This window comes from Bradyrhizobium sp. USDA3010, assembly GCF_056429065.1.
Genome location: NZ_JBWJZD010000013.1, coordinates 19,833 through 42,987, shown reverse-complemented (window position 1 = coordinate 42,987; position 23,155 = coordinate 19,833). Strand labels below are relative to the sequence as shown.

Genomic DNA, 23,155 nt, shown 5'->3' with positions numbered 1-23,155 from the left:
AACCGTGGATTGCTTCGCTTCGCTCGCAATGACGAAGCAGACTGAGGAGACCTACAATGCTTAGAGAAATCCGCCCCGCCATCCTCGTGCTGGTCCTGCTGACCGCGATCACGGGCCTTGCCTATCCGCTCGCCATGACGGCGATCGCCGGCGTCATCTTTCCGAAGCAGGCGCAAGGCAGCCTGATCGAGAGGAACGGCAAGGTGATCGGCTCCGCCCTGATCGGGCAGGAGTTCAAGGAGGATAAATACTTCCACGGCCGGCCGTCGGCGACGGTCGCGCCCGATCCGAACGATTCCACGAAGACCGTGCCGGCGCCCTACAATGCGGCCAATTCCGGCGGCTCCAACCTCGGCCCGACCAGCAAGGCGCTGAACGACCGGGTCAAGGAGGATGTCGAGAAACTGAAGGCGGAGAATCCGACTGCCAACGTGCCGGTCGATCTCGTCACCACCTCGGCCAGCGGCCTCGATCCCGATATCTCGCCGGACGCCGCGCTGTTCCAGGTGCCGCGGGTGGCCAAGGCGCGCAGCATGTCCGAGGACGCGGTGCGCGAGCTGGTGACGCAGAACACGCAGGGCCGCTTCGCCGGCGTGATCGGTGAGCCCCGCGTTAACGTTCTTGCGCTCAACCTGGCGCTCGACGCGGCAAAGGCGAAATAGGGGAGTAGGCCCGCTCTCGCAGGATGACTATATTGCGGTATGGCCAATCAGCGTGACCCCGATAAACGACCCTCGCCGGATGCGTTGCTGGAAGCGGCGCGCCGGGAGACCGATCGATCGGGGCGGCTGAAGATCTTCATCGGCGCCGCCCCCGGCGTCGGCAAGACCTACGAGATGCTGCAAAGCGCCCACGCCCGCCTCAAGGCGGGCGTCGACGTCGTGGTCGGTGTCGTTGAAACCCACGGACGGGCGGAGACCGAGGCACTGCTGAAGGGCCTTGAGGTCATACCGCGGAAGCGGTTGGCCTATCGCGACCAGACGCTCGAGGAGATGGACCTCGACGCCCTGATCGCGCGGCGGCCGCAGCTCGCGCTGGTCGACGAGCTCGCACATACCAATGCGCCGGGCAGCCGGCATCCCAAGCGCTATCTCGATGTCGAGGAATTGCTGTCGCACGGCATCGACGTCTATACCGCGATCAACATCCAGCACATCGAGAGCCTCAACGACGTCGTCGCGCAGATCACCCATGTGCGGGTGCGCGAGACCGTCCCCGACTCGGTGGTCGATCGCGCCGATGCCATCGAGCTGATCGACCTCACGCCCGACGACCTGATCCAGCGGCTGAAGGAGGGCAAGGTCTATGTGCCCAAACAGGCCGAGCGGGCGCTGGAGCACTATTTCTCGCCGGGCAATCTCACCGCGCTGCGTGAGCTCGCACTGCGCCGTACCGCCGAGCGGGTCGACGAACAGCTGCTCACCCACATGCAGGCCAATGCCATCCAGGGGCCCTGGGCCGCCGGCGAGCGCATCCTGGTGTGCCTGAGCGAGGATCCGCGCGCGGCCGGCCTCGTGCGCTACACCAAGCGTCTGGCTGACCGGCTGCATGCGCAATGGACCGCCATCAGCATCGAGACCCGCCGCAGCCTGCAACTGAGCGACGAGCAGCGCGACCGGCTGGCCGACACCATGCGGCTAGCCGAGTCACTCGGCGGCGAGGCGCTGACCATTCCCGGCGTCGGCCGCCGCATCGCCGACGACGTCATCAATTTCGCCCAGGCCAACAACGTCACCCAGATCATCATCGGCAAGTCGACGCGCTCGCGCTGGTTCGAGCTGACGCGCGGCTCGGTGGTGCACGATCTGGTGCGCCGCGCCGGCAATATCAGCGTCAACGTGATCGCCGGCGACGAGCTGCCGGTCGGCAAGGCGGCGGTGCAGACCGCGCAGCGGCAGGAGCCGTTCAACCCGCGGCCCTATCTGATGGCGCTGCTGCTGACGGCCATCGGGCTCGGCGCGGCCAAGCTGATCCAGCCGTTCTTCGGCATCGAGAATGTCGACCTCGTCTTCATCACCGCCGTGGTCGGCGCGGCGGCGCGCTACGGCCTGTGGCCGTCGCTCTTGGCCAGCGTCGCGGCCTCGCTGTGCTACAATTTCTTCTTCCTGCCGCCGGTCTACACCTTCACCATCACCGACCCGACCAACGTCGCTGCGTTCTTCTTCTTCATGCTGATCGCGCTTCTGGTCTCCAACGTCGCGGCGCGGGTGCGCGTGCAGGCCGACACCGCGATCGGCCGCGTCCGCACCACCGAGTCGCTCTATGCGTTCAGCCGCAAGCTCGCCGGCACCGCGACGCTCGACGATGTGTTGTGGGCAACCGCCTACCAGATCGCCCTGATGCTGAAGGTGCGCGTGGTGCTGCTGCTGCCGGAGGACGGCATGCTGACCGTCAAGAGCGGCTATCCGCCGGAGGACCAGCTCGATCAGGCCGATCTCGCCGCCGCCAACTGGGCCTGGGACAACGATCGCCCGGCCGGCCGCGGCTCCGACACGCTGCCGGGCGGCAAGCGCTTGTTCCTGCCGATGCGCACCGGCCGCGGCCCGATCGGCGTGATCGGCATCGACGACGACCGCACCGGGCCGCTGTTGACGCCGGACCAGCGTCGGCTGCTCGACGCGCTGGTCGACCAGGGCGCGCTGGCGATCGAGCGCGTGCTGCTGGTCGAGGACATGGATCGCGTCAAGCGCACGGTCGAGTCCGATCGGCTGCGTGGCGCGCTCTTGACCTCGATCTCGCACGACCTCAAGACGCCGCTCGCCTCGGTGCTCGGCTCGGCCTCGGCGCTGCGCGATCTCGGCGCGAGCCTGAGCGATGCCCAGAAGCATGATCTGCTGGCGACCGTGATCGACGAGTCCGAGCGGCTGAATCGCTTCATCGCCAATCTCTTGGACATGACCAAGCTGGAATCCGGCGCGATCGTGCCGAATACCGCGCGACACGATGTCAGCGAGATCGTCGGCAGCGCGCTGCGCCGCGCTGCCAAGATATTGGTGCATCACCGGGTGTCTCTGGAGCTCGCGGCCGACCTGCCGATGCTGGAGCTCGACGCGGTGCTGTTCGAGCAGGTGCTGTTCAACCTGCTCGACAATGCCGCCAAATACGCCCCCTGGGATACCACGATCTCGATCCGCGGCGCGCGCGACCGCGACACCATTGCGCTGCAGGTCCTCGACGAGGGCGACGGCATTCCGGCCGGCGAGCTCGAAAGCGTGTTCGACAAGTTCTACCGCGCCGAGAAGGGCGACCATGTCCGCCCCGGCACCGGCCTCGGCCTTGCGATCTCGCGCGGCTTCGTCGAGGCGATGCGCGGCAGGATCGCGGCGGCCAATCGCTCCGACCGGAGCGGCGCCGTCATCACCATCCGCCTGCCGATCCCGGCCGACACCAACGCGCTGGACACCGCCGCATGAACGCGACGCCGATTAAGGTCCTAGTCATCGATGACGAACCGCCGATCCGCAAGCTGCTGCGGATGGGGCTGAGCACGCAGGGCTACGACATTCTTGAAGCCTCCAACGGCAGAAACGCGCTGGAGATGCTGGACGAGGGGCCGGCACTGATCATCCTCGATCTCGGATTGCCCGACATCCAGGGCCACGATCTCTTGCGCATGATCCGCGGCCGCAACGAGAGCGTGCCGATCGTGGTGCTGTCGAGCCGCGGCGACGAGGCCGGCAAGGTGCAGGCGCTCGACCTCGGCGCGGACGACTACCTGACCAAGCCGTTCGGCATGGACGAATTGCTGGCGCGGCTGCGCGCGGCGCTGCGCCACCAGTTGCAGGTGCAGGGCGAGCGGCCGGTGTTCCGCTCCGGCGATCTCTCGGTCGATCTGGTGCGCCGGATCGTCAAGGTCGGCGACAGGGAGATCAAGCTGTCACCGAAGGAGTATGATCTCCTGCGCGTGCTGGTGCAGCATGCCGGCAAGGTGCTGACCCACCGCTTTCTCCTGAAGGAATTGTGGGACGAGCTGACCGACGCGCAATATCTGCGCGTCTATGTGCGCCAGCTCCGCCAGAAGATCGAGGCAGACCCCGAGCGTCCGCAATTCGTGCTGACCGAGACCGGCATCGGCTATCGGCTGCGCGCGGCGGACTGACCTGTCATGCCCCGCTTCAAGCGGGGCATCCAGTACGCCGCGGCTTCTCCGCTCAACCATTGGCGTCTCTGGAATACTGGGTCGCCCGGTCGAGCCGGGCGACGACATGGTCGGAACTTTCATCCCGATCGAGGCTTGTTTTCCGTTACCGGGAGAGAAGCCATGGCAAGAAAATACTCGCGAAAGGCATCAAGCGATGTCGAGCGTGTGATGAAGAAGCGCAAGGCCGGCACACTGCGCAGCGGCCGCTCCAAGAAAAAGGTGACGAGCCGCAAGCAGGCGATCGCGATCGGTCTGTCAGAGGCCCGCGCCAAGGGACGGAAGGTGCCGAAGAAGGCGTCCAAGAAGAAGGCGAAGACGCGCAAGACGTCGAAGAAGCGGAAGAGCTCGAAGAAGAAGTAGGACGCCAAACGTATCCTGTCGTCATTGCGAGCGAAGCGAAGCAATCCATCTGTCCACGTCTGCGGAAAGATGGATTGCTTCGTCGCTTCGCTCCTCGCAATGACGCGGAGAGGGCTTACCCCGCCTTCCGTGACCGCGCACTTGACCGGTGTGCCTTCTTGGTAGGACGGCGGTGCGAGGCCGGGCGCCGTGCGGCGGGGCCCGAGCGCCGTGCGCCACCTTTTCGGTCCTTCAGGCTCTGCTTCAGCGCGTCCATCAGGTTCACCACATTGCTCGGCTTCTCCTCGCGCGCGGCCGCCTTGATCGGCTTGCCGGCGGCCTTGCGGCGGACCAGCGCCTTCAGCGCGGTCTCGTACTCGTCCTTGAATTTCGACGGATCGAAATGCGCGGCCTTGCTCTCGAGGATGTGGCCGGCGAGCTCTATCATGTCCTTGGTCACCTTCGGGCTCTTGATATCGTCGAAATAGTCGCCGGCATCGCGGACCTCGTAAGGGTAGCGCAGGGTGGTTCCTAGCATGCCCTTGTCGAGCGGCTCGATCGCGATCACGTGCTCGCGATTGGTCAGCACGATGCGCGCCAGCGCGACGCGGTCCTGGTCCTTCATGGCGTCGCGGATCACCGCGAATGCGTCGACGCCGGCCTTGCCGTCCGGCCTGATGTAATAGGGGTGGTCGAGATAGCGCTTGTCGATCTCGCCCTCGGGCACAAAGCTATCGATGTCGATGGTGTGGTTGCTTTCGATCTGGACCGCATCGAGCTCGTCCTTATCGATCTCGACATATTTGCCCTTGGTGACCTCGTAACCGCGGCCCTTCTGGTCGCCCTCGACGACGTCGCCGGTCTCGGTATCGACCATCTGCTGCTTCAGCCGGTTGCCGGTCTCCCGGTTGATCATGTGGAAGCGGGTCTTCTCGACCGTGGTCGAGGCCGGGTAAAGCGCCACGGGGCACGACACCAGCGAGAGTTTGAGCGTGCCTTTCCAGTAGGCGCGGGGAGCGGCCATGGTCGTCTCCAAACAGCTTGAGTTTGGAACTTGAACGGATACCGTAGGTTTTGGTTCCTGATGGCCGCACCGGGACGGCGGCCGTGGTTTGCGCCGAGGCCTGGATGTGTCGCTGAGAAATCACGTGTCGCTGAGAAATCTCACCACCTATCGCAAGAAGCGCGACTTCGAGAAGACCAATGAGCCGTCGGGCGACGTCAAGGTGGCGCCCGGCAAGCAGCGGCGCTTCGTCATCCAGAAGCATGACGCGACGCGGCTGCACTATGATTTCAGGCTGGAGTTCGACGGCGTCTTCAGGTCCTGGGCGGTGACACGCGGACCCTCGCTCGATCCGCATGACAAGCGGCTGGCAGTCGAGGTCGAGGACCATCCGCTCGACTATGGCGACTTCGAAGGCACCATTCCGGAAGGCCAGTATGGCGGCGGCACGGTGCAGCTCTGGGATCGCGGCACCTGGGAATCGGACGATCCCGAACGCGGCTTCAAGAAGGGCGACCTGAAGTTCACGCTGCACGGCGACAAGCTGCATGGCAGCTGGGTGCTGGTGCGGATGAAGAACGACCGCTTCGGCGGCAAGCGCACCAACTGGCTGTTGATCAAGCATCGCGATGAATACGCTGTGGACGGCAACGGCGACGCGGTGCTGGGCGAGGACCGCTCGGTCGCCTCCGGCCGCTCGATGGCAGAGATCGCGGCCGGCAAGGGCCGGGCACCAAAGCCGTTCATGCTGGCGAAGGGCAAGGGTAAGGGTAAGGTCAAAGCGGATGCGGTCTGGCAGTCCAATCACGGCATGGCCGCCGGCGCGCGCGCCAGGACCAAGGCGCCGGCGCCCCAAGAAAAATTGAAAGCGCAATTGAAGGCGAGGACGAAAGCGCAACCGAAGCAGGTGGCGGAGATGCCGGACTTCGTTTCGCCGCAGCTCTGCGCCGTGGTCGAGAGTCCGCCCAATGGCGCGGGCTGGTGCCACGAGATCAAATTCGATGGTTACCGCGTGCAGCTTCGCATCGAGGACGGCAAGGCCGTGGTGAGGACCCGCAAAGGGCTCGACTGGACCGACAAGTTCGACGCGATCGTGAAGGAGGCCGGCAAGCTGCCGGATGCCCTGATCGACGGCGAGATCGTCGCGCTCGACGAGAACGGTATCCCCCATTTTTCGGCGCTGCAGGCGGCGCTGTCCGACGGCAAGACCGACCAGCTGATCTTCTATGCGTTCGACCTGCTGTTCGCCGGCAACGAGGATCTGCGCCCGCTGCCGCTCACCGAGCGCAAGGCGCGGCTGCAGGCGCTGCTCGCCGCGCGCAAGGGCACGCTGATCCGCTATGTCGAGCATTTCGAGGAGCGCGGCGAGGCCGTGCTGGATTCCGCGCGCAAGCTCGGGCTGGAAGGCGTCGTCTCCAAGCGGCTCGACGGCGCCTATCGCTCCGGCCGTTCCGACGACTGGACCAAGGCGAAAATCCGCGCCGGCCATGAGGTGGTGATCGGCGGCTGGAAGACCACCAACGGCAAATTCCGCTCGCTGATGGCGGGCGTCTATCGCGGCGATCATCTGGCCTTTGTCGGCATCGTCGGCACCGGCTTCGGCCAGGACACGGTCCGTCGCATCATGCCGGCGCTGAAGGCGGCAGCGTCCGACACCAGCCCGTTCGGCGGCAAGGATGCGCCGAAGAAGACCCGCGACGTGCACTGGCTGAAGCCGGAGCTGGTCGCCGAGATCGAGTTCGCCGGCTGGACCGACGCCGGCAATATCCGCCAGGCGGCCTTCAAGGGCCTGCGCCAGGACAAGCCGGCGCATGAGGTCGAGGCCGAGCGGCCGGTCGTAACCAGAGTGGTGAAGCCGATGGCCAAAGGAAAATCCAGCGAGGTGATGGGCGTCGCCATCTCCCACCCCGACAAGGCGTTGTGGCCGGATGCCGGCGACGGCGAGCCGGTGACCAAGCTCGATCTCGCCAATTACTTCGAGGCGGTCGGCGCATGGATGATCTCCTACCTCAAGGGCCGGCCGTGCTCGATCGTGCGCGCCCCCGATGGCATCAAGGGCGAGACGTTCTTCCAGCGCCATGCGATGGCCGGCACGTCGAAGCTCCTGAAGCTCGCCAAGGTCTCCGGCGACCGCAAACCCTATCTGCAGATCGACCAGGTCGAGGGCCTCGCGGCGGTCGCGCAGCTCGGCGGCCTCGAGCTGCATCCCTGGAATTGCGCGCCCGATGCCTATGACACGCCGGGCCGGCTGGTGTTCGATCTCGATCCCGCGCCCGACGTCGCGTTCTCCGACGTGATCGACGCGGCCAAGGACATGCGCCAGCGGCTGACGACGGTCGGTCTGGAGAGCTTCTGCAAGACCACCGGCGGCAAGGGCCTTCATGTCGTGGCGCCGCTGCTCGCAGGTGCTAAGGACAGAGTGACCTGGAAGGAAGCCAAGGCGTTCGCGCAGGCGATCTGCCAATGGATGGCGCAGGATGACCCCGAGCGCTATCTGATCAACATGTCAAAGGCCAAGCGCACCGGAAAGATCTTCCTCGACTATCTGCGCAACGACCGGCTTTCGACGGCGGTCGCGGTGCTGTCGCCGCGGGCGCGGCCCGGCGCGACGGTGTCGATGCCGCTGACCTGGACCCAGGTGCGCGGCGACCTCGATCCGAAGAAATACACGGTGCGGTCGGTGCCGGCGCTGCTTGCGAAGAGCAAGGCGTGGGGCGGCTATGAGGATGCGGCCTCGTCGATCAAGGCGGCGATGAAGAAGCTCGCGGCCGAGTAGCAAACGTTTAGGCAAGCTTGTGCCGCTGGCTTAGCCGTCATACCTCGCGAAAGCGGGGTATCCAGTACGCCGCGGTTGATCCATTCAATCACGAGCGCCTCTGGAATACTGGATCACCCGCTTTCGCGGGTGATGACAGTTGTTGATGCGGATAGTGCGCAACACGCGTCCGGGCGGCGCTAGAGGCGTCCCAGCAGGAGCAGGATCAGCAGGATCACGATCACCAGGCCGAGGCCGCCGCCGCCATAGTAGCCTGTCCCGTAGAACGGTCCGCCGCCGATGCCGCTGAAGCCGCCAAGCAGCGCAATGACCAGAATAATGAGAATGATCGTTCCAATTGACATTGAGTCTCTCCTCAGCCCGTGGGCCCATTGATCTCTGCCCTTCGGGAAAGGAAACACGTGGGAACTACGAAGGTTCCGGATTCGGCGGCGCGATAAACCTGTCTGGTCCTTCCGTTTGCGCTGGAACACAATTACATCAGCGGAATCCATGGAGGAGTGCACCGCGATGTCGGCTCCGCTGATCGTCTCGATTCCCCACAGCCTCGGCCGCGACGAGGCGATGCGCCGCCTGAAGACAGGCCTGTCGCGCGCAGCGGCGAACGTGCCCGTGATGAGCGTCGACGAAGAGCGCTGGGAGAATAACCGCATGAGCTTCCGCGTCCGCGCGCTGGGACAGGTCGCGGCCGGACATCTCGATGTCGAGGATACCCATGTCCGCCTGGAAGTGACATTGCCGTGGCTGCTGCAGCGCTTCGCCGAGGTCGCGCAGGCCGCGATCCAGAAGAGCGGGCAGTTGCTGCTGACCAAGCGTTGACGCGCGACGTTAGCTGTGTACGCGTGCGCGTCTTGCGGCTTGCTTCGGTCCAACCGCAGCCTTCGCCTCCAGCACCGCGACCGGCAGCCTAGCGAACAGCGTCGAGAGCTGAATCCTGCTGTCGCCGGCCGGGAGCGCGTATCCAGCCACGTCGATCTCGCCTTCAAAGGCTTCGGGGCGCGGCCAGCTGCGCCCGCCCTGCGTGAACGGGGCAAGTGATTTCGCCACCGCGACGATGACCGCCTCGCGGCCATGGCGCCGTGCGAAGGCGATGACATGATCGCGATGCGGGCCACTGACCGTGAGCGGCTGGTAGTCGCCGCTGGTGAAGACCTCGGGCAGCTCGTTGCGCAGCCGCAGCAGATGCCGCGTCCATGCGAACTTCAGGCGGCCATCGTGCCAGCTTTGCGCCAGCGCGTCCCAGTCCGGCGCCTCCAGCGCCGGGAGCATGTCCGCTCGTCCGGCGAAATCGACCGGACGGCGGTTGTCGGGGTCGACGAGCGAAAGATCCCAGCTTTCGGTGCCCTGATAGAAATCCGGCGCCCCCGGCATCGTCGCCTTCAGGGTGATCTGGCTCAGCGAGTTCAGCGCGCCGATCAGCGCGGTGCGTTGCGCCAGCGTCTCCAGCGCATCGAGGAATTCAGGCGAGACCTTGCGATCGAGGATCCGCGCGATGAAGGTCTTCACGCTCGCTTCGTAAGCTTGGTGCGGATTGAGCCAGCTGGTCTCCTGCTTGCCCTCGCGCGCGGCCTTCAGGGCATAGGCCTGAATACGCCCGACCAGCGATGTATCGTCGGGGTCCCAGGCGCCGAGCAGGGCCTGATACAGCATGTATTCGAACGTCGCCGATGGGGCGCGCATCTCGCCGTCGAGCACCAGATGCGGCGCGTTGAGCACCTTCCAGCGCGCCACCGCGCTGGTCCATTCGCCGGGGATCTCCGCGAGCGCCATGATCCGGGCGCGGGCGTCCTCGCCGCGCTTGGTGTCGTGGGTTGCGGTCGCCGTCATGCCGTGCGGCCATTCGCGGGCACGGGTCTGCATCATGGCGTGGAAGGTCTCAGGCGTAATCGCGCTCGCCGCCGGATCGCCGCCGACCTCGTTGAGTGCCAGCAGGCGGTGGTAGCGATAGAAGGTGGTGTCCTCCAGCGACTTCGCCATCATCGGCCCGGTGAATTGCTGCACCTTCAGCGCGAAGCGCCGCACCCGCGGCGCGCTGTGCGGCGGCCGGCCCGGCTTCAAGAGGTCCATGGTCAAGGCATCGCGCAGGAAGTCGAAGATGCCTTCGTCGGCGGCGAACCAGTCGGCGCGGGCGCGCTCGATAGTCGCGCTGATCAACGCGCGGTCATGCGCGGCTGGTCCCGAGGCGGTGAGATAGGTCCGATAGACCGGGAAGTGCAGCACATAGAGCTCGAGCGCCTGCCGCAGGCTGTCGGCGGAGAAATCGCGGGTCGAATAGTGCCCGCTGGCGATACGCGCCAGCAGCCGCGCCAGCACGGTGAATTCGCTGGTCAGCAATGTCTCCAGCACGCGGCGCTTGGCAGCGCGCAGCACCGGCGTCAAATTCGGCGACTGATTGCTGACCTGACGCCAGATCTCGTTGAGTGGGTCGAGGCCACCGCCTTCGACCAGCGCCCGGCTGATCGTGTTCATCCATTCATAGCCGGTGGTGCCATGGACGCCGTTGAATTTCGTCAGCTTCTCGTCCTCGCCGAGGATCTTCTCGATCACCATGTAGAACGGCTTGGCCTTGGCGCCCTGCGCGGAGCGGATCAGGCGGCGCAGGCGCTGGAAATACTGGGCGGGATCGCGCAGGCCGTCGATATGATCGAGCCGCAGGCCTTGCAGCCGGTCTTCCCCGATCAGACGCTTCACGAGACTATGGCTCGCCTCGAAGGTGGCGGCATCCTCGACCCTGAGGCCGGCGAGGGTGTTGACGTCGAAGAAGCGGCGATAGTTGATGTCGCTGGAGGCAAGCCGCCAGTGGCCGAGCTTGTAGTGCTGGCGCTCCAGAAGGTGATGCAGCGCCAACGTCTGCGTGGGCCGGTCCTCGCTGGCGCGATAGGCATCGAGCCCGCGCGCGATGATCTCGGCACTGCCCTCGATCGCCTGGATGGCCGCCTTCAGGGCCGGCGCTTCCTTGCGGTTCGGGTGACGCAGCCCGCGGTACCGCGCCGCGAGTTCGAGCAGCGCCCGTCCGGCTGCGCTGTCTTCTGCGCAGGCCTCGCGGGCGACGGTTCGCAGCACCTCGCCATAGCGCTCCGGCGCGATCGGCAGGCGGTGCTCGAAATACCAGGCGGAGAAACTGCCTTCGCTCGCATCGTAGCGCAGCTCGATCTCGCCGCGCTCCAGCGCCTGGCCATAGGATGAGCCGAGGATCGGCAGCAGCACGCCGCCGCGCGCGCGATAGGGCAGGAGGTCCCAATCGATGTCGAAGGAGATCGCGTGCGGCGACACCGGCCCCCATTCCAGCACGTCGAGCCACCACGGATTGTCGGCAAAGTGCACGCCGACATGGTTCGGCACGAAATCCAGGATCAGGCCGAGATCATTGCGCTTCAGCGCATCGCTGAGCCGCGCAAAGCCCTCTTCGCCGCCGAGCTCCGGGTTGAACTTGGTGTGGTCGACGACGTCATAGCCATGGGTCGATCCCTTGCGCGCCTTCATGAAAGGCGAGGCATAGACATGGCTGATGCCGAGCGCCTTCAGATACGGCGCCACGGCGGCGGCGGCATCGAAGTCGAAATCGGCAGTGAGTTGCAGTCGGTAGGTTGCGATCGGGATCGCCGGAGGCATTGTACTATCCGATGTGCCAGCGCACCGCCCAGCCGGGGAGGTCGCTCGACAACGCGCCGCCCCAGATCGCAGTTCCCTTCGGTTCCGCTGCGCCGCTGATCTCCCGATCCGACAAATTGGCTGTGAGCCACAGCGTGCGGCCGTCACCCATCCGCCAATGCGCGGTCAAGAGATCGCCCGTGACGCGGTCGCCGCCGAAGCGTGCCCCGATGAGCCGCGGCGTGATCTCGCGCCGGCGCACGGCGAGCAGGTCGCGCACCAGCGCGAGCCGCGCGCGCGCGGGATCGTGGCCAAGCGTCGACCAGTCGAGTACGGCCGATCGCACCGTCGCCTCGGCAAGCGGGTCGGGTATGTCGTCGCCGTATTTGGCATAGGCCCAGGCGAATTCCTTGCGCCGGCCGGCGCGGACGGCGTTGGCGAGGTCGCCCTTGAAATCGCAGAAGAACGGGAAGGGCGTGGTCGCGCCCCATTCCTCGCCCATGAACAGCATTGGCGTGGTCGGCGCGATCAATGTGACCGCCAACGCCGCCTCGATCGCCTGCGGCTTTGCGATGCTCTCGAGCCGATCGCCCAGTGGCCGGTTGCCGATCTGGTCGTGGTTCTGCAGGAAGTTGATGAAGCAGGTCGGTGACAGCGCGCCGCTCGGCTCGCCGCGGGCCTTGCCGCCCCAGAATGTCGAGACTTCGCCCTGATAGACGTAGCCGGACGACAGCGCGCGTGCGAGGTCCTGCTTCGGCGTCCGGTAGTCGCCATAATAGCCCTGCGCTTCGCCGGTCAGCAGCACATGCCAGGCGTGATGATAGTCGTCGTTCCATTGGCCGCGGAATTTGCCGCGCGGCGGGTCCTCGGCGGCATCGAGCAGGCTTGCAATGTTGTCGCCGTTCTCGAGCACCAGGTTGATGTGCCGGCCGGTCTCCGTGGCGAGCTTGCCGGCAGCCATGCTGAAGTCATGCAGGATGGAGATTTCGCCGGCTTCGACGATGGTGTTGACCGCGTCGAAGCGCAGCCCGTCGAAGCGATAGTCGCGCAGCCAGCTGACGACGCTGCCGATCGCAAACGCGCGTACCTCGGGCACGCGGTAATCGATCGCGCTGCCCCATGGCGTATGCGCGTCGCTGAAGAAGGTGGGCGCATAGCGGCCGAGGTAATTCCCTTCGGGGCCGAAATGGTTGTAGACCACGTCGAGCATCACCATCAGACCGCGCAGATGCGCTTCGTCGATCAGGGTCTTGAGGTCCTCGGGGCGGCCGTAGGCACTGTCGGGTGCATACCACAGCACGCCGTCATAGCCCCAGTTACGCTTGCCTGCGAAATCCGCCAGCGGCATCAGTTCGAGCGCGGTGATGCCGGTTGCCACCAGATGATCGAGCTTGTCGATCATGGCGCGGTAGGTGCCCTCCGGCGTGAAGGTGCCGACATGGGCCTCGAGGATGACGGCCTCGTGCCAGGGACGGCCGCGCCACCCGGTCGCGCGCCATTTGAAGGCTGAGTGATCGATCACCTGGCTCGGGCCGAACGCGTCGTCCGGCTGGAACGCGGAGGCCGGGTCGGGCACGTCGACGTTGTCATCGATGCGGAATTTGTAACGCGTGCCGGCGCGCGCGCCCGTGATCTCGGCGACGTACCAGCCGGCGGCATCGCGCGTGAGCGCGTGCGGCTTGTCGAGCAGGAGGTCGACACGTTTGGCCGCCGGCGCCCAGAGCCGGAAGCGCGCACCGTCCGCGGTCAGTTCGGGTCCGAAATGCTGCGCACTGCTCATGCGGCGCCTGCAAATGCCAGCACCGAGCGCGGCGGTGCCGTGTTGTCGGCGCCGGCCGCAAATTGCTCGGCCGTCTGTTCTGCCTTGGTCGTATTCAAGACCTGCTGCCAGCTCCTGTATTCCGCGATCCTCGGCATCCTGAACACGATCTCCTGCGGCGCGGCATTGAGCACGATAAAGATCGGCGCCTGACCTTGTTCCATCGGCCCCAGCACGTAGGCGAGGAACCGGCTTTCCGGGAATTTCCAGTCGGACTCCTTCATTTCCTCCGCTGATGGCGTCAGCCAGATCACACCATAGCTGCCGTCGGCGCGGCGGCCGTCGAGCCAGCTCTGGCAGCGGATCTGGCCGAAGCGCTGGCGGAGCGCGGTGAGATGACCGATGAAGGCGATGGCGTCGTCGTCGGTGCCGAGATTCTCCCAGCCGATCCAGCCGGTCTCATTGTCCTGGCAATAGGCGTTGTTGTTGCCGGCTTGCGTGTTGGCGACCTCGTCGCCGGCGAGGATCAGTGGCGTGCCCTGTGCGAGCAGCAGGCAGGCCAGCGCGTTCTTCCTGAGCTGGCGGCGCAGCGCGATGATGGCGGGATCATCGGTCGGGCCTTCATGACCGCAATTGTTGCTGTGATTGTCGTTGGAGCCGTCGCGATTGTCCTCGCCATTGGCCTCATTGTGCTTCTCGTTGTAGCTGAAGAGATCGGCGAGCGTGAAGCCGTCATGCACCGTGATGTGATTGACGCTGGCGCGGGTCGCGCGGTTGTCGTGGTGAAACAGATCCGAGGACGCCGTCATGCGGCCCGAGATGTCGCCGATCAGGCTGCCTTCGCCGCTCCAGTAGCGCCGCATCGCGCTGCGATAGCGGTCGTTCCATTCCGACCATTGCGACGGAAACGCGCCGACCTGGTAGCCGCCGAGACCGAGGTCCCAGGGCTCGGCGACCATCTTGGCGGTCGCCAGCACCGGGTCCTGGCGGATCGCGGTGAGGAAGGGATGGTTGCGATCGAAGCCGTTGGGCCCGCGCGCCAGCGTCGTGGCGAGATCGAAGCGGAAGCCGTCGACATGGCAGACCTCGACCCAGTAGCGCAGCGAATCCATCACCATCTGCAGCACGCGCGGATGGGTGAGGTTGACCGAGCTGCCGCAGCCGGTGAAGTCGTCGTAGAAGCGCGGGTTCTCGCGGTTCAGCCAGTAATAGGAGGCGTTGTCGATGCCGCGGAAGCACAGCGTCGGGCCCATGTGGTTGCCCTCGGCGGTGTGGTTGTAGACGACGTCGAGCAGCACCTCGATGCCGGCATCGTGCAGCCGCGCCACCGTGGTGCGAAACGAGTCCAGCGCATTGTCCTGGGCGTAGCGTGCCTCCGGCGCGAAGAAGGCGATGGTGTTGTAGCCCCAGTAATTCGACAGCTTCTTCTCGACCAGGACACGGTCGTCGATCAGGCCGTGGATCGGCAACAGCTCGATGGTGGTGACGCCGAGCCGCTTGAGGTGGTCGATCATCGCCGGCGACGACAGCCCGCCATAGGTGCCGCGCAGGTTCGGCGGCACGTCCTCGCGCTTCTGCGTCAGGCCCTTGACGTGGGCTTCATAAATGATGGTGTCTTGCCAGGGAACCTGCGGCCGGATCTCGCGGCGGCCCCAGTTGAAGGTCTCGTCGACCACCACCGCCTTCGGCATGCCGCGGGCATTGTCGCGCCGGTCGAACGAAAGGTCCTCACGCGCGCTGCCGGTGCGATAGGCGAAATGCGCATCGCTCCACACCAGCCGGCCGGCGAGCCGCTTGGCATAGGGATCGAGCAACAGCTTGTTGGCGTTGAAGCGGTGGCCGCGCTCCGGCGCGTAGGGCCCGTAGACGCGATAGCCGTAGAGCTGGCCCGGCGAGACGTCGTTGAGATAGCAATGCCAGACGTCCTCGGTGCGCTCCGGCATCTCGATCCGCTCGAGCTCGCGGCGGCCCTGGCCGTCGAACAGGCACAGCTCCACCTTCTCCGCATTCGCCGAGAACAGCGCAAAATTGGTGCCTCTGCCGTCCCAGCTTGCACCGAGCCGTGCGGACGTACCCCCGGTCAGTCGCATGAATCAGCTTTCCGGTACAAGAAAGATCGCAGCCAGCGGCGGAATGGTCAGGCTCAGCTCGGGCGTGGCGCCCTCCGAGGCACGGACCTCGCCGATATTGCCGACATTGGTGCCGCCGTAATAGGAGGAATCCGAGTTGAACACCTCGTGCCACTTGCCCGCGAACGGCACCCGGACGCGATAGTTGCGGTAGACGTTGGGCGAGAAGTTCAGGACCACGAGGCAGCGGGCGCGCGCATCATTGCCCTTGCGGATCCAGCCGAACACATTGTTGCTGGCGTCGTCGGTGATGACCCATTCGAAGCCGGCCTGGTCGCAGTCGAGCTCGTGCAGCGCCGGCAGCGCGCGATAGAGCCGGTTGAGGTCGCGGACCAGGTTCTGGATGCCGCCGTGCCTCGGCTGTTGCAGCAAATGCCAGTCGATCGAGTGGTCGTGATTCCACTCGCGCTCCTGGCCGAACTCGCAGCCCATGAACATCAGCTTCTTGCCGGGATGGCCGAACATGAAGCTGTAATAGGCGCGCAGATTGGCGAAGCGCTGCCAGTCGTCGCCGGGCATGCGGCCGAGGATCGAGCGCTTGCCGTGCACGACCTCGTCGTGGGACAGCGGCAGGATGAAGTTCTCCGAGAAGGCGTAGTGCAGGCCGAACAGGATGTCGCCGTGATGGAATTTGCGGTGGATGGGATCCTTGCTGATATATTTCAGCGTGTCATGCATCCAGCCCATGTTCCACTTGTAGCCGAAGCCGAGCCCGCCATATTCGACCGGCCGCGACACCTGCGGCCACGCGGTGGATTCCTCCGCCGCCGTCATTGCCTGCGGGAAGTGTGCGTAGAGTTCGGTGTTGAAGCGGCGCAGGAAGTCGATTGCCTCGATGTTCTCCCGGCCGCCATATTTGTTCGGAATCCAGCCGCCGGCGGGACGGCTGTAGTCGAGATACAGCATGGAGGCGACCGCATCGACGCGCAGCCCGTCGATGCCGTAGCGATCGAGCCAGAACAGCGCGTTCGACACCAGGAAGTTGGTGACCTCGGTGCGCCCGTAATTGTAGATCAGCGTGCCCCAATCGAGGTGGCGGCCCTGCAGCGGATTGGCGTGCTCGTAGAGCGCGGTGCCGTCGAAATTGCCGAGACCGTGCGGATCATCGGGGAAATGCCCGGGGACCCAGTCGAGCAGCACGGCAAGGCCTGCGCCATGGCAGGCATCGATCAGCGCGGCGAAATCATCGGGCGAGCCGAAGCGGCTGGTCGGCGCGAACATACCGGTCGGCTGATAGCCCCACGAGCCGTCGAACGGATGCTCGGTGATGGGCAGGAATTCGATATGGGTGAAGCCCATGTCGCTGGCGTAGGCCGGAAGCTGCTCCGCCATCTCGCGATAGGTCAGCCACTCATTGCGACCCTTGCGGCGCCACGATCCGAGATGAACCTCGTAGATCGACATCGGCGAGCTCAGCGCGTTGACGCGATCGGGCGCCGGGCGCGGATGCGGGATCTTGCGCTCGTCGATCACGATCGAGGCGGTCTTCGGACGCACCTCGGCGGCGAACGCCAGCGGATCGGACTTCAGCGGCAGATGCTGGCCGTTGCGCCCGATGATCTCGAACTTGTAATGGTCGCCGACGCGTGCGCGCGGGATGAACAGCTCCCAATAGCCCGGGCCGCGCACCCGCATCGGATGCCGCCGTCCGTCCCAGAAATTGAAGTCGCCGACCACGCTGACCCGCCGCGCATTCGGCGCCAGCACCACAAAGCCGATGCCGTCGACGCCGTCGAGCGTCATCGGATGGGCGCCGAGCGTGTCGTAGACGCGCAGATGCGTTCCTTCACCGAGCAGATAGAGATCGAAATCGCTCAGGATCGGGGGAAAGCGGTAGGCATCCTCCAGTTCGACGACGTTGTCGCCGAAGCGGGCGCGGAGCTGGTAGCGCGTCGAGCCGTTCGGCAAGGGACCCGCGAACAGGCCGGCGTCATGGATTCTGGCCAGCGGCGCCGCCTCGCCATGCTCTCCGATCGCCTCGACATAGCTGGCATCAGGCAGGAAGGCGCGCACGACGTTGCGATCCCCCTCGGCATGAAGCCCGAGATAGTGGAACGGATCGGAGTGGCGGCCCTCGATGATGGCATAGGCCTCGGCGGGCAGTTTGGTCATGCAACCTCATGCGGCTGTTGGGCCAGGAGTCTCAACAGGCCAGTCAGTGGGACGCGGAGCCAATCCGGCCGATTGGCCAGCTCATACTCGATCTCGTAGAAGGCTTTCTCAAGCAGGAAAAAGTTGAGCAGGCGGTCGGCCGCCCTGGCGTCGGCGGGCCACAGCCGCTGCCCGGCCATGGTCTCGCGATAGGCCGCCAGCACAGTATCCGCGGCCTGGTCGCGCCATTCGGCCAAAGCGAGGCTCAGCCTGCCGCTCTCGTCGGGCGCGACCTTGAGGGCCCGTTCCAGCGCGGCGGTCGCAGCATAGTCGATCGAGCGGATCAGGCCGGCGACGTCGCGCGCCGCCGGTGCCTTGCGGCGCCGCTCGGCGATGGTGCGGCCCGGTCCGCCGTCGAAATCGATGATGAAGACGTCGTCCTTGACGACCAGCAGCTGGCCGAGATGCAGATCGCCATGATGGCGGATGCTGAACCCGTCGGTCTCGCGCGGTAGCAGCGCTTTGAGCCGTTCCGGCAGCATGTCGTGCTGGGCCTGCAACTGATCGGCCAGCAGCCGGTCGGCCTCTTTCAGGGAGCCGCGCCGCTGCTTCAGCGTGTCGAACACGCGTTCGGCGCGCGCCATGATCTCGTCGCTCCAGCGCTGCAGATCTTCGGGCCTGGTCGGTTCGGGCGCGAAGTCCGGCAGGTCGCGGTTGCTGGCGAGCGCGATGTGCAGCTCGGCGAGACGTTTTCCGCTGTGCGACAGATGGCGCAGATAAGTCGCATGATCGCCGTTCTCGTCGGGATTTTCGCTCGCCGCCAGCAGGCGCTGCCGCTCGACGAGGCGATCGAGGTGCGCAGCGGCGACGGTCCAGAGGTCGCCCTGGTTGACCACCATGGCGTGCAGCACCGCGATCGCGCTGCGATTGTCACCCTCCACCAGTTCCGATGTGCCGAGCAATGCGGGTGTGTTGGGGAAATTGATCACTTCGGTCAGGAAGCGGCCCATCTCGATCTCCGGATTGATGCCGACCTCGAGCTTCCGGTAGATCTTGGTGACATATTCGTTGTCGACCAGCGCGGTCGAATGCGGCTGATCGTTCTCGAAGACGCGGATCCGCTCGGGCTGCCGGACCGGGCGGTCGGAGAAGCGGCTGGTCGGCCGGAATTCGAGCTTCAGGCCCTGTTCGCCCTCGTCGACCGTGAGGTTTTCCCTGAGATTGCGCAGGAACAGGCCGGTGAAGATCTGGTCGGTGGCGACATCGAGCAGCGTGCCCTCGCGCGCGCCCTGACGGATCGCGGCAAAGGCGCGCGGGTTGTAGCGCTCGCGGTCGAAGCGCACCCATTCGATCTGCATCGGCAGCACGTAGCGGCTTGTGGTGCCGCGCTCCGTGGTTTCGAAGAAGATCAGCCAGGGCCGGTTGTCACCGATGTCGCAGAACGGGATCGCGGACACCAGCGTCGGCTGGATCGCTTTCGCGGAATGCTCCGGGTACCAGCGCGAGCGGGCGAGATGGCCGGGCAGCACGTCGTGCTCGAACACGCCGCGCTCCCGCGCCAGCGACGTCCAGGTCGAACCGAGCGGCACGACCAGCGTCTCGAACTCCGGCACCGCCCGCGGCTTCACCGGCTCGGACTTGTCGCGCTCCTGCAGCTGGAACCAGTAGAAGCCGTAGGGCGCCAGCGTGATCATGTAGGGCAGCTCGCCGATCGCCGGGAAGCGCGTGCGTCCGAGCATCTCGAGCGGAATGCGGTCCTTGAAGGCGGAGAGGTCGAGTTCGGTGGCCTGCGCCGAGCGCGACAAATTGGCGACGCACAGGATCGCCTCGCCCTGGTACTGCCTGACATAGGCGAGCACCGAGCGGTTCTCGGGGCGGATGAAGGTCATGGTGCCGCGCCCGAAGGCAAGCGTCGACTTGCGCACCGCGATCAGCCGCTTGGTCGCCGACAGCAGCGACGACAGGCTGCGCGATTGAGCCTCGACATTGACGGCCTCATAGCCGTAGACCGGGTCCATGATCGTCGGCGCGTAGAGCCGCGCCGGGTCGGCGCGCGAGAAGCCGCCGTTGCGGTCCGGCGACCATTGCATCGGCGTCCGCACGCCGTTGCGGTCGCCGAGATAGATGTTGTCGCCCATGCCGATCTCGTCGCCGTAGTAGATGATCGGCGTGCCGGGGAACGACAGCAAGAGCGAGTTCATCAGCTCGATCTTGCGGCGGTCGTTGTCCATCAGCGGCGCAAGGCGGCGGCGGATGCCGACATTGATGCGGGCGCGCGGATCGTTGGCGTAGGTCGACCACAGATAGTCGCGCTCGACGTCGGTGACCATTTCCAGGGTCAGCTCGTCGTGATTGCGCAGGAACAGCGCCCACTGGGCGGCTGCCGGAATGTCGGGCGTCTGCCTGAGGATGTCGGTGATCGGAAAGCGGTCTTCCTGCGCGATCGCCATGTAGATGCGCGGCATCAGCGGGAAGTGATAGGCCATGTGGCATTCGTCGCCATGGCCGAAATATTCCTGCACGTCCTCCGGCCATTGATTGGCTTCGGCCAGCAGGATCTTGCCCTTGGCATAGGCGTCGAGCTCCTGGCGCAGCCGTTTGATGATGGCATGCGTCTCCGGCAGGTTCTCATTGTTGGTGCCGTCGCGCTCGCACAGATAGGGAATGGCGTCGAGCCGGAAGCCGTCGACGCCGGTGTCGAGCCAGCGCTTCATCACCTGCACGATGGCGCGGACCACGCGGGGATTGTCGAAGTTCAAGTCTGGCTGGTGCGAGAAGAAGCGGTGCCAGTAGAACTGGCCGGCTTCCGGATCCCAGGTCCAGTTCGACTTTTCCGTGTCGGTGAAGATGATGCGGGTATCGAGGTATTTCTGGTCGGTGTCGCTCCATACATACCAGCTACGCGCGCTCGAATTCGGCGGGCTGCGGCGCGCGCGCTTGAACCAGGCGTGCTGGTCCGAGGTGTGGTTGATGACGAGCTCGGTGATGACGCGCAAGCCGCGCTTCTTGGCCTCCTGGATGAAGCGCTTGAAGTCCTTCATCGTTCCGAAATCGGGGTTGATGTCGCCGTAATCGGCGATGTCGTAGCCGTCGTCGCGGCCGGGCGAGGGATAGAACGGCAGCAGCCAAAGCGCGGTGACGCCGAGCTCCTGCAGATAACCAAGCTTCTCCGTCAGGCCTGCGAAGTCGCCGATGCCGTCATTGTTGCTGTCGGCGAACGCCTTGACGTGCAGCTGGTAGATGATGGCGTCCTTGTACCACAGCTGGTCCGCGGTCTCGGTCGCGACCTTCTCCTGGCTATTGACGGAGGAGAATACGTTCATGACGGCTCCTTCAGGCGACACAGCGCAACAGCAACGCGGGATCGCGCGCAGGATCCAGACGCAGGCGGATGCCTCCCCATTCGAGCACATGACGCTCGCCGGTGACGAGGTCTTCCACGGCCGTGACGGGGCGGCGGGCATCGCCAAGGCCGACCGTGACGTCGCCGAGCGGAAGCCAGACGTCGCGGGGCTCGGCCGACAATGCAATCGCGGCCGCGATCACATTGCCCTGATCGGCCGCCTCCTTGACGAAGCCGATCACGCCGCCGTCATCGACATTGATAAAGCGCAGATCGGCGAATTGTTGCAGGGCCGGATTGCCGCGCCGGATTTGGTTGAGGGCCGCGATATAAGGCTTGATGTTCCCGGCCTGATCCCAGTCACGAACCCTGATCTCGTACTTCTCAGAGTTGAGATATTCCTCGCGGCCGGGCACCGGCGTGTGCTCGAGCAATTCGTAGCCGCTGGTGATGCCGTAGTTGCTTGAAAGCGTCGCGGCCAGCGCGAGACGCGACTTGAACATCCAGGATTCGCCGCTTTGCAGGTGGAAGGGCAGGATGTCAGGTGTGTTGACGAAGAAATTCGGCCGAAAAAAGTCGCGATCGGGATAGGATATCAACTCGCCGAGATACTGTTCGAGCTCGGAACGCTGCGTGCGCCAGGTGAAGTAGGTGTACGACTGCGTGAAGCCGAGCTTGGCGAGACCCTTCATCAGTTTCGGCCGCGCGAAGGCTTCCGAAAGGAACAGCACGTCCGGATCGCGATCCTGCACCTCGCGGATCAGCCATTCCCAGAATGCCAGCGGCTTGGTGTGCGGATTGTCGACCCGGAATATCTTCACGCGCTGTTCGACCCAGAACAGCACGACATCGCGCAGCGCGCGCCACAGCGCTGCGGCATCCTCGGATCCGAAATCCGGATTGACGACATCGTCCCAGCGCTGCGGCGGATGTTCGGCCGTGCACATCGATCCGTCCGGACGCCGCTTGAACCACTCCGGATGTGCCGTCAACCAGGGATGATCGGGCGAGCATTGCACCGCGAAATCGAGCGCAACCTCGAGGCCATGGGCCTGGCATGCCGCCACGAAAGCGCGGAAGTCATCGAGCGTGCCGAGCTCCGGATGGACCGCGTCGTGGCCGCCCTCCGCCGCGCCGATTGCGTAGGGGCTGCCGGGATCGCCTGCCTGGGCGATGGCGGCATTGTTGCGGCCCTTGCGATGGGTGCGCCCGATCGGGTGGATCGGCGCCAGCAATACGACGTCGAAGCCCATCGCGGCGATGTCGGGCAGCCGTGCGATGCAGTCGTTGAAGGTCGCGTGTGCGCCCGGTGTCTTGCCCTGGCTGCGCGGAAACATCTGGTACCAGGCGCCGCTGCGCGCCCGCGGCCGGTCGGCGGTGAGAGGATAGAGCTGCGATCGCACCAGGTCGCGGCGAAACTGGCTGCCGGCCATCGCCTCACGCAATTCCGGTGCGAGCAGCGCGCCCGGCTCGCCGGTTTGCAGAAAGATTTCGCACTGCCTGATGATGACGGCAGCCGCGGCTGGGCCACCGGCCTGCGCCCGGGTCAGCATGCCCGCGCCTTCGACCGCATCCAGCGTGTGGTCGCCACCGTCGCGCTGCTTCTGCTCGAAGCGATGCCGCCAGCTGGCGAATTCGTCGGTCCAGGCCTCGATCGCGAAGCTGTAGCGGCCGGGCCGATCGGGCACGAAGGCGCCGCCCCAGCGGTCGTCGCTGTGCAGCGCCATCGGCGCGTGTTGCCATTCGCTGTCGCCCTCATGCCGCCACACCAATGCCGCTGCGATCACATCATGTCCGTCACGGTAGATGTCGGCCCACACCTCGACAGGTTCGCCCGCGATGCGCTTGACCGCAAAGCGGCCGCCATCAACCGACGGATAGACATCGGTAATATGAAAAGTGCTGTGGGCACTCTCGACAGGCCGGGCGGTTTTGTTCACGGTGATGCCGCCATTGAATAGGCAAATGAAGTCCCGGCGCCGG

The 23,155-nt window shown here is 65.4% G+C and carries 14 protein-coding genes; 6 read left to right on the top strand and 8 right to left on the bottom strand.

From position 1 onward, the window contains the following. Positions 1-56 precede the first annotated feature (56 nt). From AC066Y_RS20820 to AC066Y_RS20805, 4 genes are all read left to right on the top strand, one after another. Positions 57-662: a K(+)-transporting ATPase subunit C gene (locus AC066Y_RS20820; RefSeq protein WP_478275505.1), complete on the top strand. Its 606-nt coding sequence runs from the start codon at positions 57-59 to the stop codon at positions 660-662. A 39-nt stretch (positions 663-701) separates the two neighbouring features. Continuing rightward, positions 702-3,413: a DUF4118 domain-containing protein gene (locus tag AC066Y_RS20815; RefSeq protein ID WP_478275504.1), complete on the top strand. Its 2,712-nt coding sequence runs from the start codon at positions 702-704 to the stop codon at positions 3,411-3,413. After that, positions 3,410-4,099, top strand: coding sequence for a response regulator (locus AC066Y_RS20810; RefSeq protein WP_478275503.1), 690 nt, complete (start codon positions 3,410-3,412; stop codon positions 4,097-4,099). The genes AC066Y_RS20815 and AC066Y_RS20810 overlap by 4 nt, the downstream gene beginning before the upstream one ends. A 162-nt stretch (positions 4,100-4,261) precedes the next feature. Beyond that, positions 4,262-4,501 carry a DUF6496 domain-containing protein gene (locus tag AC066Y_RS20805; RefSeq protein ID WP_478275502.1) on the top strand — a complete coding sequence of 80 codons (240 nt, stop codon included), beginning with the start codon at positions 4,262-4,264 and terminating at the stop codon, positions 4,499-4,501. Between the two features lie 115 nt (positions 4,502-4,616). On the opposite strand, the gene ku is transcribed toward AC066Y_RS20805, so the two are convergent. Then, positions 4,617-5,504, bottom strand: a complete 888-nt coding sequence (gene ku / locus AC066Y_RS20800) for a non-homologous end joining protein Ku (protein ID WP_478275501.1) — start codon at positions 5,502-5,504, stop codon at positions 4,617-4,619. A 124-nt stretch (positions 5,505-5,628) separates the two neighbouring features. On the opposite strand from ku, the gene ligD reads away from it, so the two are divergent. Next, positions 5,629-8,259, top strand: a complete 2,631-nt coding sequence (ligD, locus tag AC066Y_RS20795) for a DNA ligase D (RefSeq protein WP_478275500.1) — start codon at positions 5,629-5,631, stop codon at positions 8,257-8,259. A gap of 179 nt (positions 8,260-8,438) precedes the next feature. Here ligD and AC066Y_RS20790 read toward each other — a convergent pair whose 3' ends face one another. Continuing rightward, positions 8,439-8,603, bottom strand: a complete 165-nt coding sequence (locus AC066Y_RS20790) for a DUF3309 family protein (RefSeq protein WP_021080901.1) — start codon at positions 8,601-8,603, stop codon at positions 8,439-8,441. Between the two features lie 166 nt (positions 8,604-8,769). On the opposite strand from AC066Y_RS20790, the gene AC066Y_RS20785 reads away from it, so the two are divergent. Beyond that, positions 8,770-9,078, top strand: coding sequence for a polyhydroxyalkanoic acid system family protein (locus tag AC066Y_RS20785; RefSeq protein ID WP_092125961.1), 309 nt, complete (start codon positions 8,770-8,772; stop codon positions 9,076-9,078). Between the two features lie 9 nt (positions 9,079-9,087). Here the strand turns inward: AC066Y_RS20785 and treY are convergent, their stop codons facing one another. The 6 genes from treY to AC066Y_RS20755 are packed head-to-tail and all read right to left on the bottom strand — an operon-like array spanning position 9,088 to position 23,112. Then, positions 9,088-11,871 carry a malto-oligosyltrehalose synthase gene (gene treY, locus AC066Y_RS20780; protein ID WP_478275499.1) on the bottom strand — a complete coding sequence of 928 codons (2,784 nt, stop codon included), beginning with the start codon at positions 11,869-11,871 and terminating at the stop codon, positions 9,088-9,090. A gap of 4 nt (positions 11,872-11,875) precedes the next feature. Continuing rightward, complete coding sequence (gene treZ / locus AC066Y_RS20775; protein WP_478275498.1) at positions 11,876-13,630, bottom strand: malto-oligosyltrehalose trehalohydrolase; 1,755 nt, start codon at positions 13,628-13,630, stop codon at positions 11,876-11,878. Then, complete coding sequence (gene glgX, locus AC066Y_RS20770) at positions 13,627-15,699, bottom strand: glycogen debranching protein GlgX (protein ID WP_478275497.1); 2,073 nt, start codon at positions 15,697-15,699, stop codon at positions 13,627-13,629. The genes treZ and glgX overlap by 4 nt, the downstream gene beginning before the upstream one ends. 3 nt (positions 15,700-15,702) lie before the next feature. Further along, the gene (gene glgB, locus AC066Y_RS20765) at positions 15,703-17,850 is read right to left on the bottom strand and encodes a 1,4-alpha-glucan branching protein GlgB (RefSeq protein WP_478275496.1); all 2,148 of its coding nucleotides are present in this window, start codon (positions 17,848-17,850) and stop codon (positions 15,703-15,705) included. Further along, a complete protein-coding gene (gene treS / locus AC066Y_RS20760; protein ID WP_478275495.1) occupies positions 17,847-21,152 on the bottom strand; it encodes a maltose alpha-D-glucosyltransferase in 3,306 nt (1,101 codons plus the stop codon). Before treS ends, glgB begins: the two co-directional genes overlap by 4 nt. Positions 21,153-21,162: 10 nt before the next feature. Beyond that, on the bottom strand, positions 21,163-23,112 hold the full coding sequence (locus tag AC066Y_RS20755; RefSeq protein WP_478275494.1) for an alpha-1,4-glucan--maltose-1-phosphate maltosyltransferase: 1,950 nt from the start codon (positions 23,110-23,112) through the stop codon (positions 21,163-21,165). Between the last annotated feature and the right edge of the window lie 43 nt (positions 23,113-23,155).

Bases quoted from the DNA above. Each gene is read 5' to 3' on its own strand.
- AC066Y_RS20820 (WP_478275505.1), top strand. From the start codon at position 57: ATGCTTAGAGAAATCCGCCCCGCCATCCTCGTGCTGGTCCTGCTGACC.
- AC066Y_RS20815 (WP_478275504.1), top strand. From the start codon at position 702: ATGGCCAATCAGCGTGACCCCGATAAACGACCCTCGCCGGATGCGTTG.
- AC066Y_RS20810 (WP_478275503.1), top strand. From the start codon at position 3,410: ATGAACGCGACGCCGATTAAGGTCCTAGTCATCGATGACGAACCGCCG.
- AC066Y_RS20805 (WP_478275502.1), top strand. From the start codon at position 4,262: ATGGCAAGAAAATACTCGCGAAAGGCATCAAGCGATGTCGAGCGTGTG.
- ku (WP_478275501.1), bottom strand. From the start codon at position 5,504: ATGGCCGCTCCCCGCGCCTACTGGAAAGGCACGCTCAAACTCTCGCTG.
- AC066Y_RS20790 (WP_021080901.1), bottom strand. From the start codon at position 8,603: ATGTCAATTGGAACGATCATTCTCATTATTCTGGTCATTGCGCTGCTT.
- AC066Y_RS20785 (WP_092125961.1), top strand. From the start codon at position 8,770: ATGTCGGCTCCGCTGATCGTCTCGATTCCCCACAGCCTCGGCCGCGAC.
- treY (WP_478275499.1), bottom strand. From the start codon at position 11,871: ATGCCTCCGGCGATCCCGATCGCAACCTACCGACTGCAACTCACTGCC.
- treZ (WP_478275498.1), bottom strand. From the start codon at position 13,630: ATGAGCAGTGCGCAGCATTTCGGACCCGAACTGACCGCGGACGGTGCG.
- glgX (WP_478275497.1), bottom strand. From the start codon at position 15,699: ATGCGACTGACCGGGGGTACGTCCGCACGGCTCGGTGCAAGCTGGGAC.
- glgB (WP_478275496.1), bottom strand. From the start codon at position 17,850: ATGACCAAACTGCCCGCCGAGGCCTATGCCATCATCGAGGGCCGCCAC.
- treS (WP_478275495.1), bottom strand. From the start codon at position 21,152: ATGAACGTATTCTCCTCCGTCAATAGCCAGGAGAAGGTCGCGACCGAG.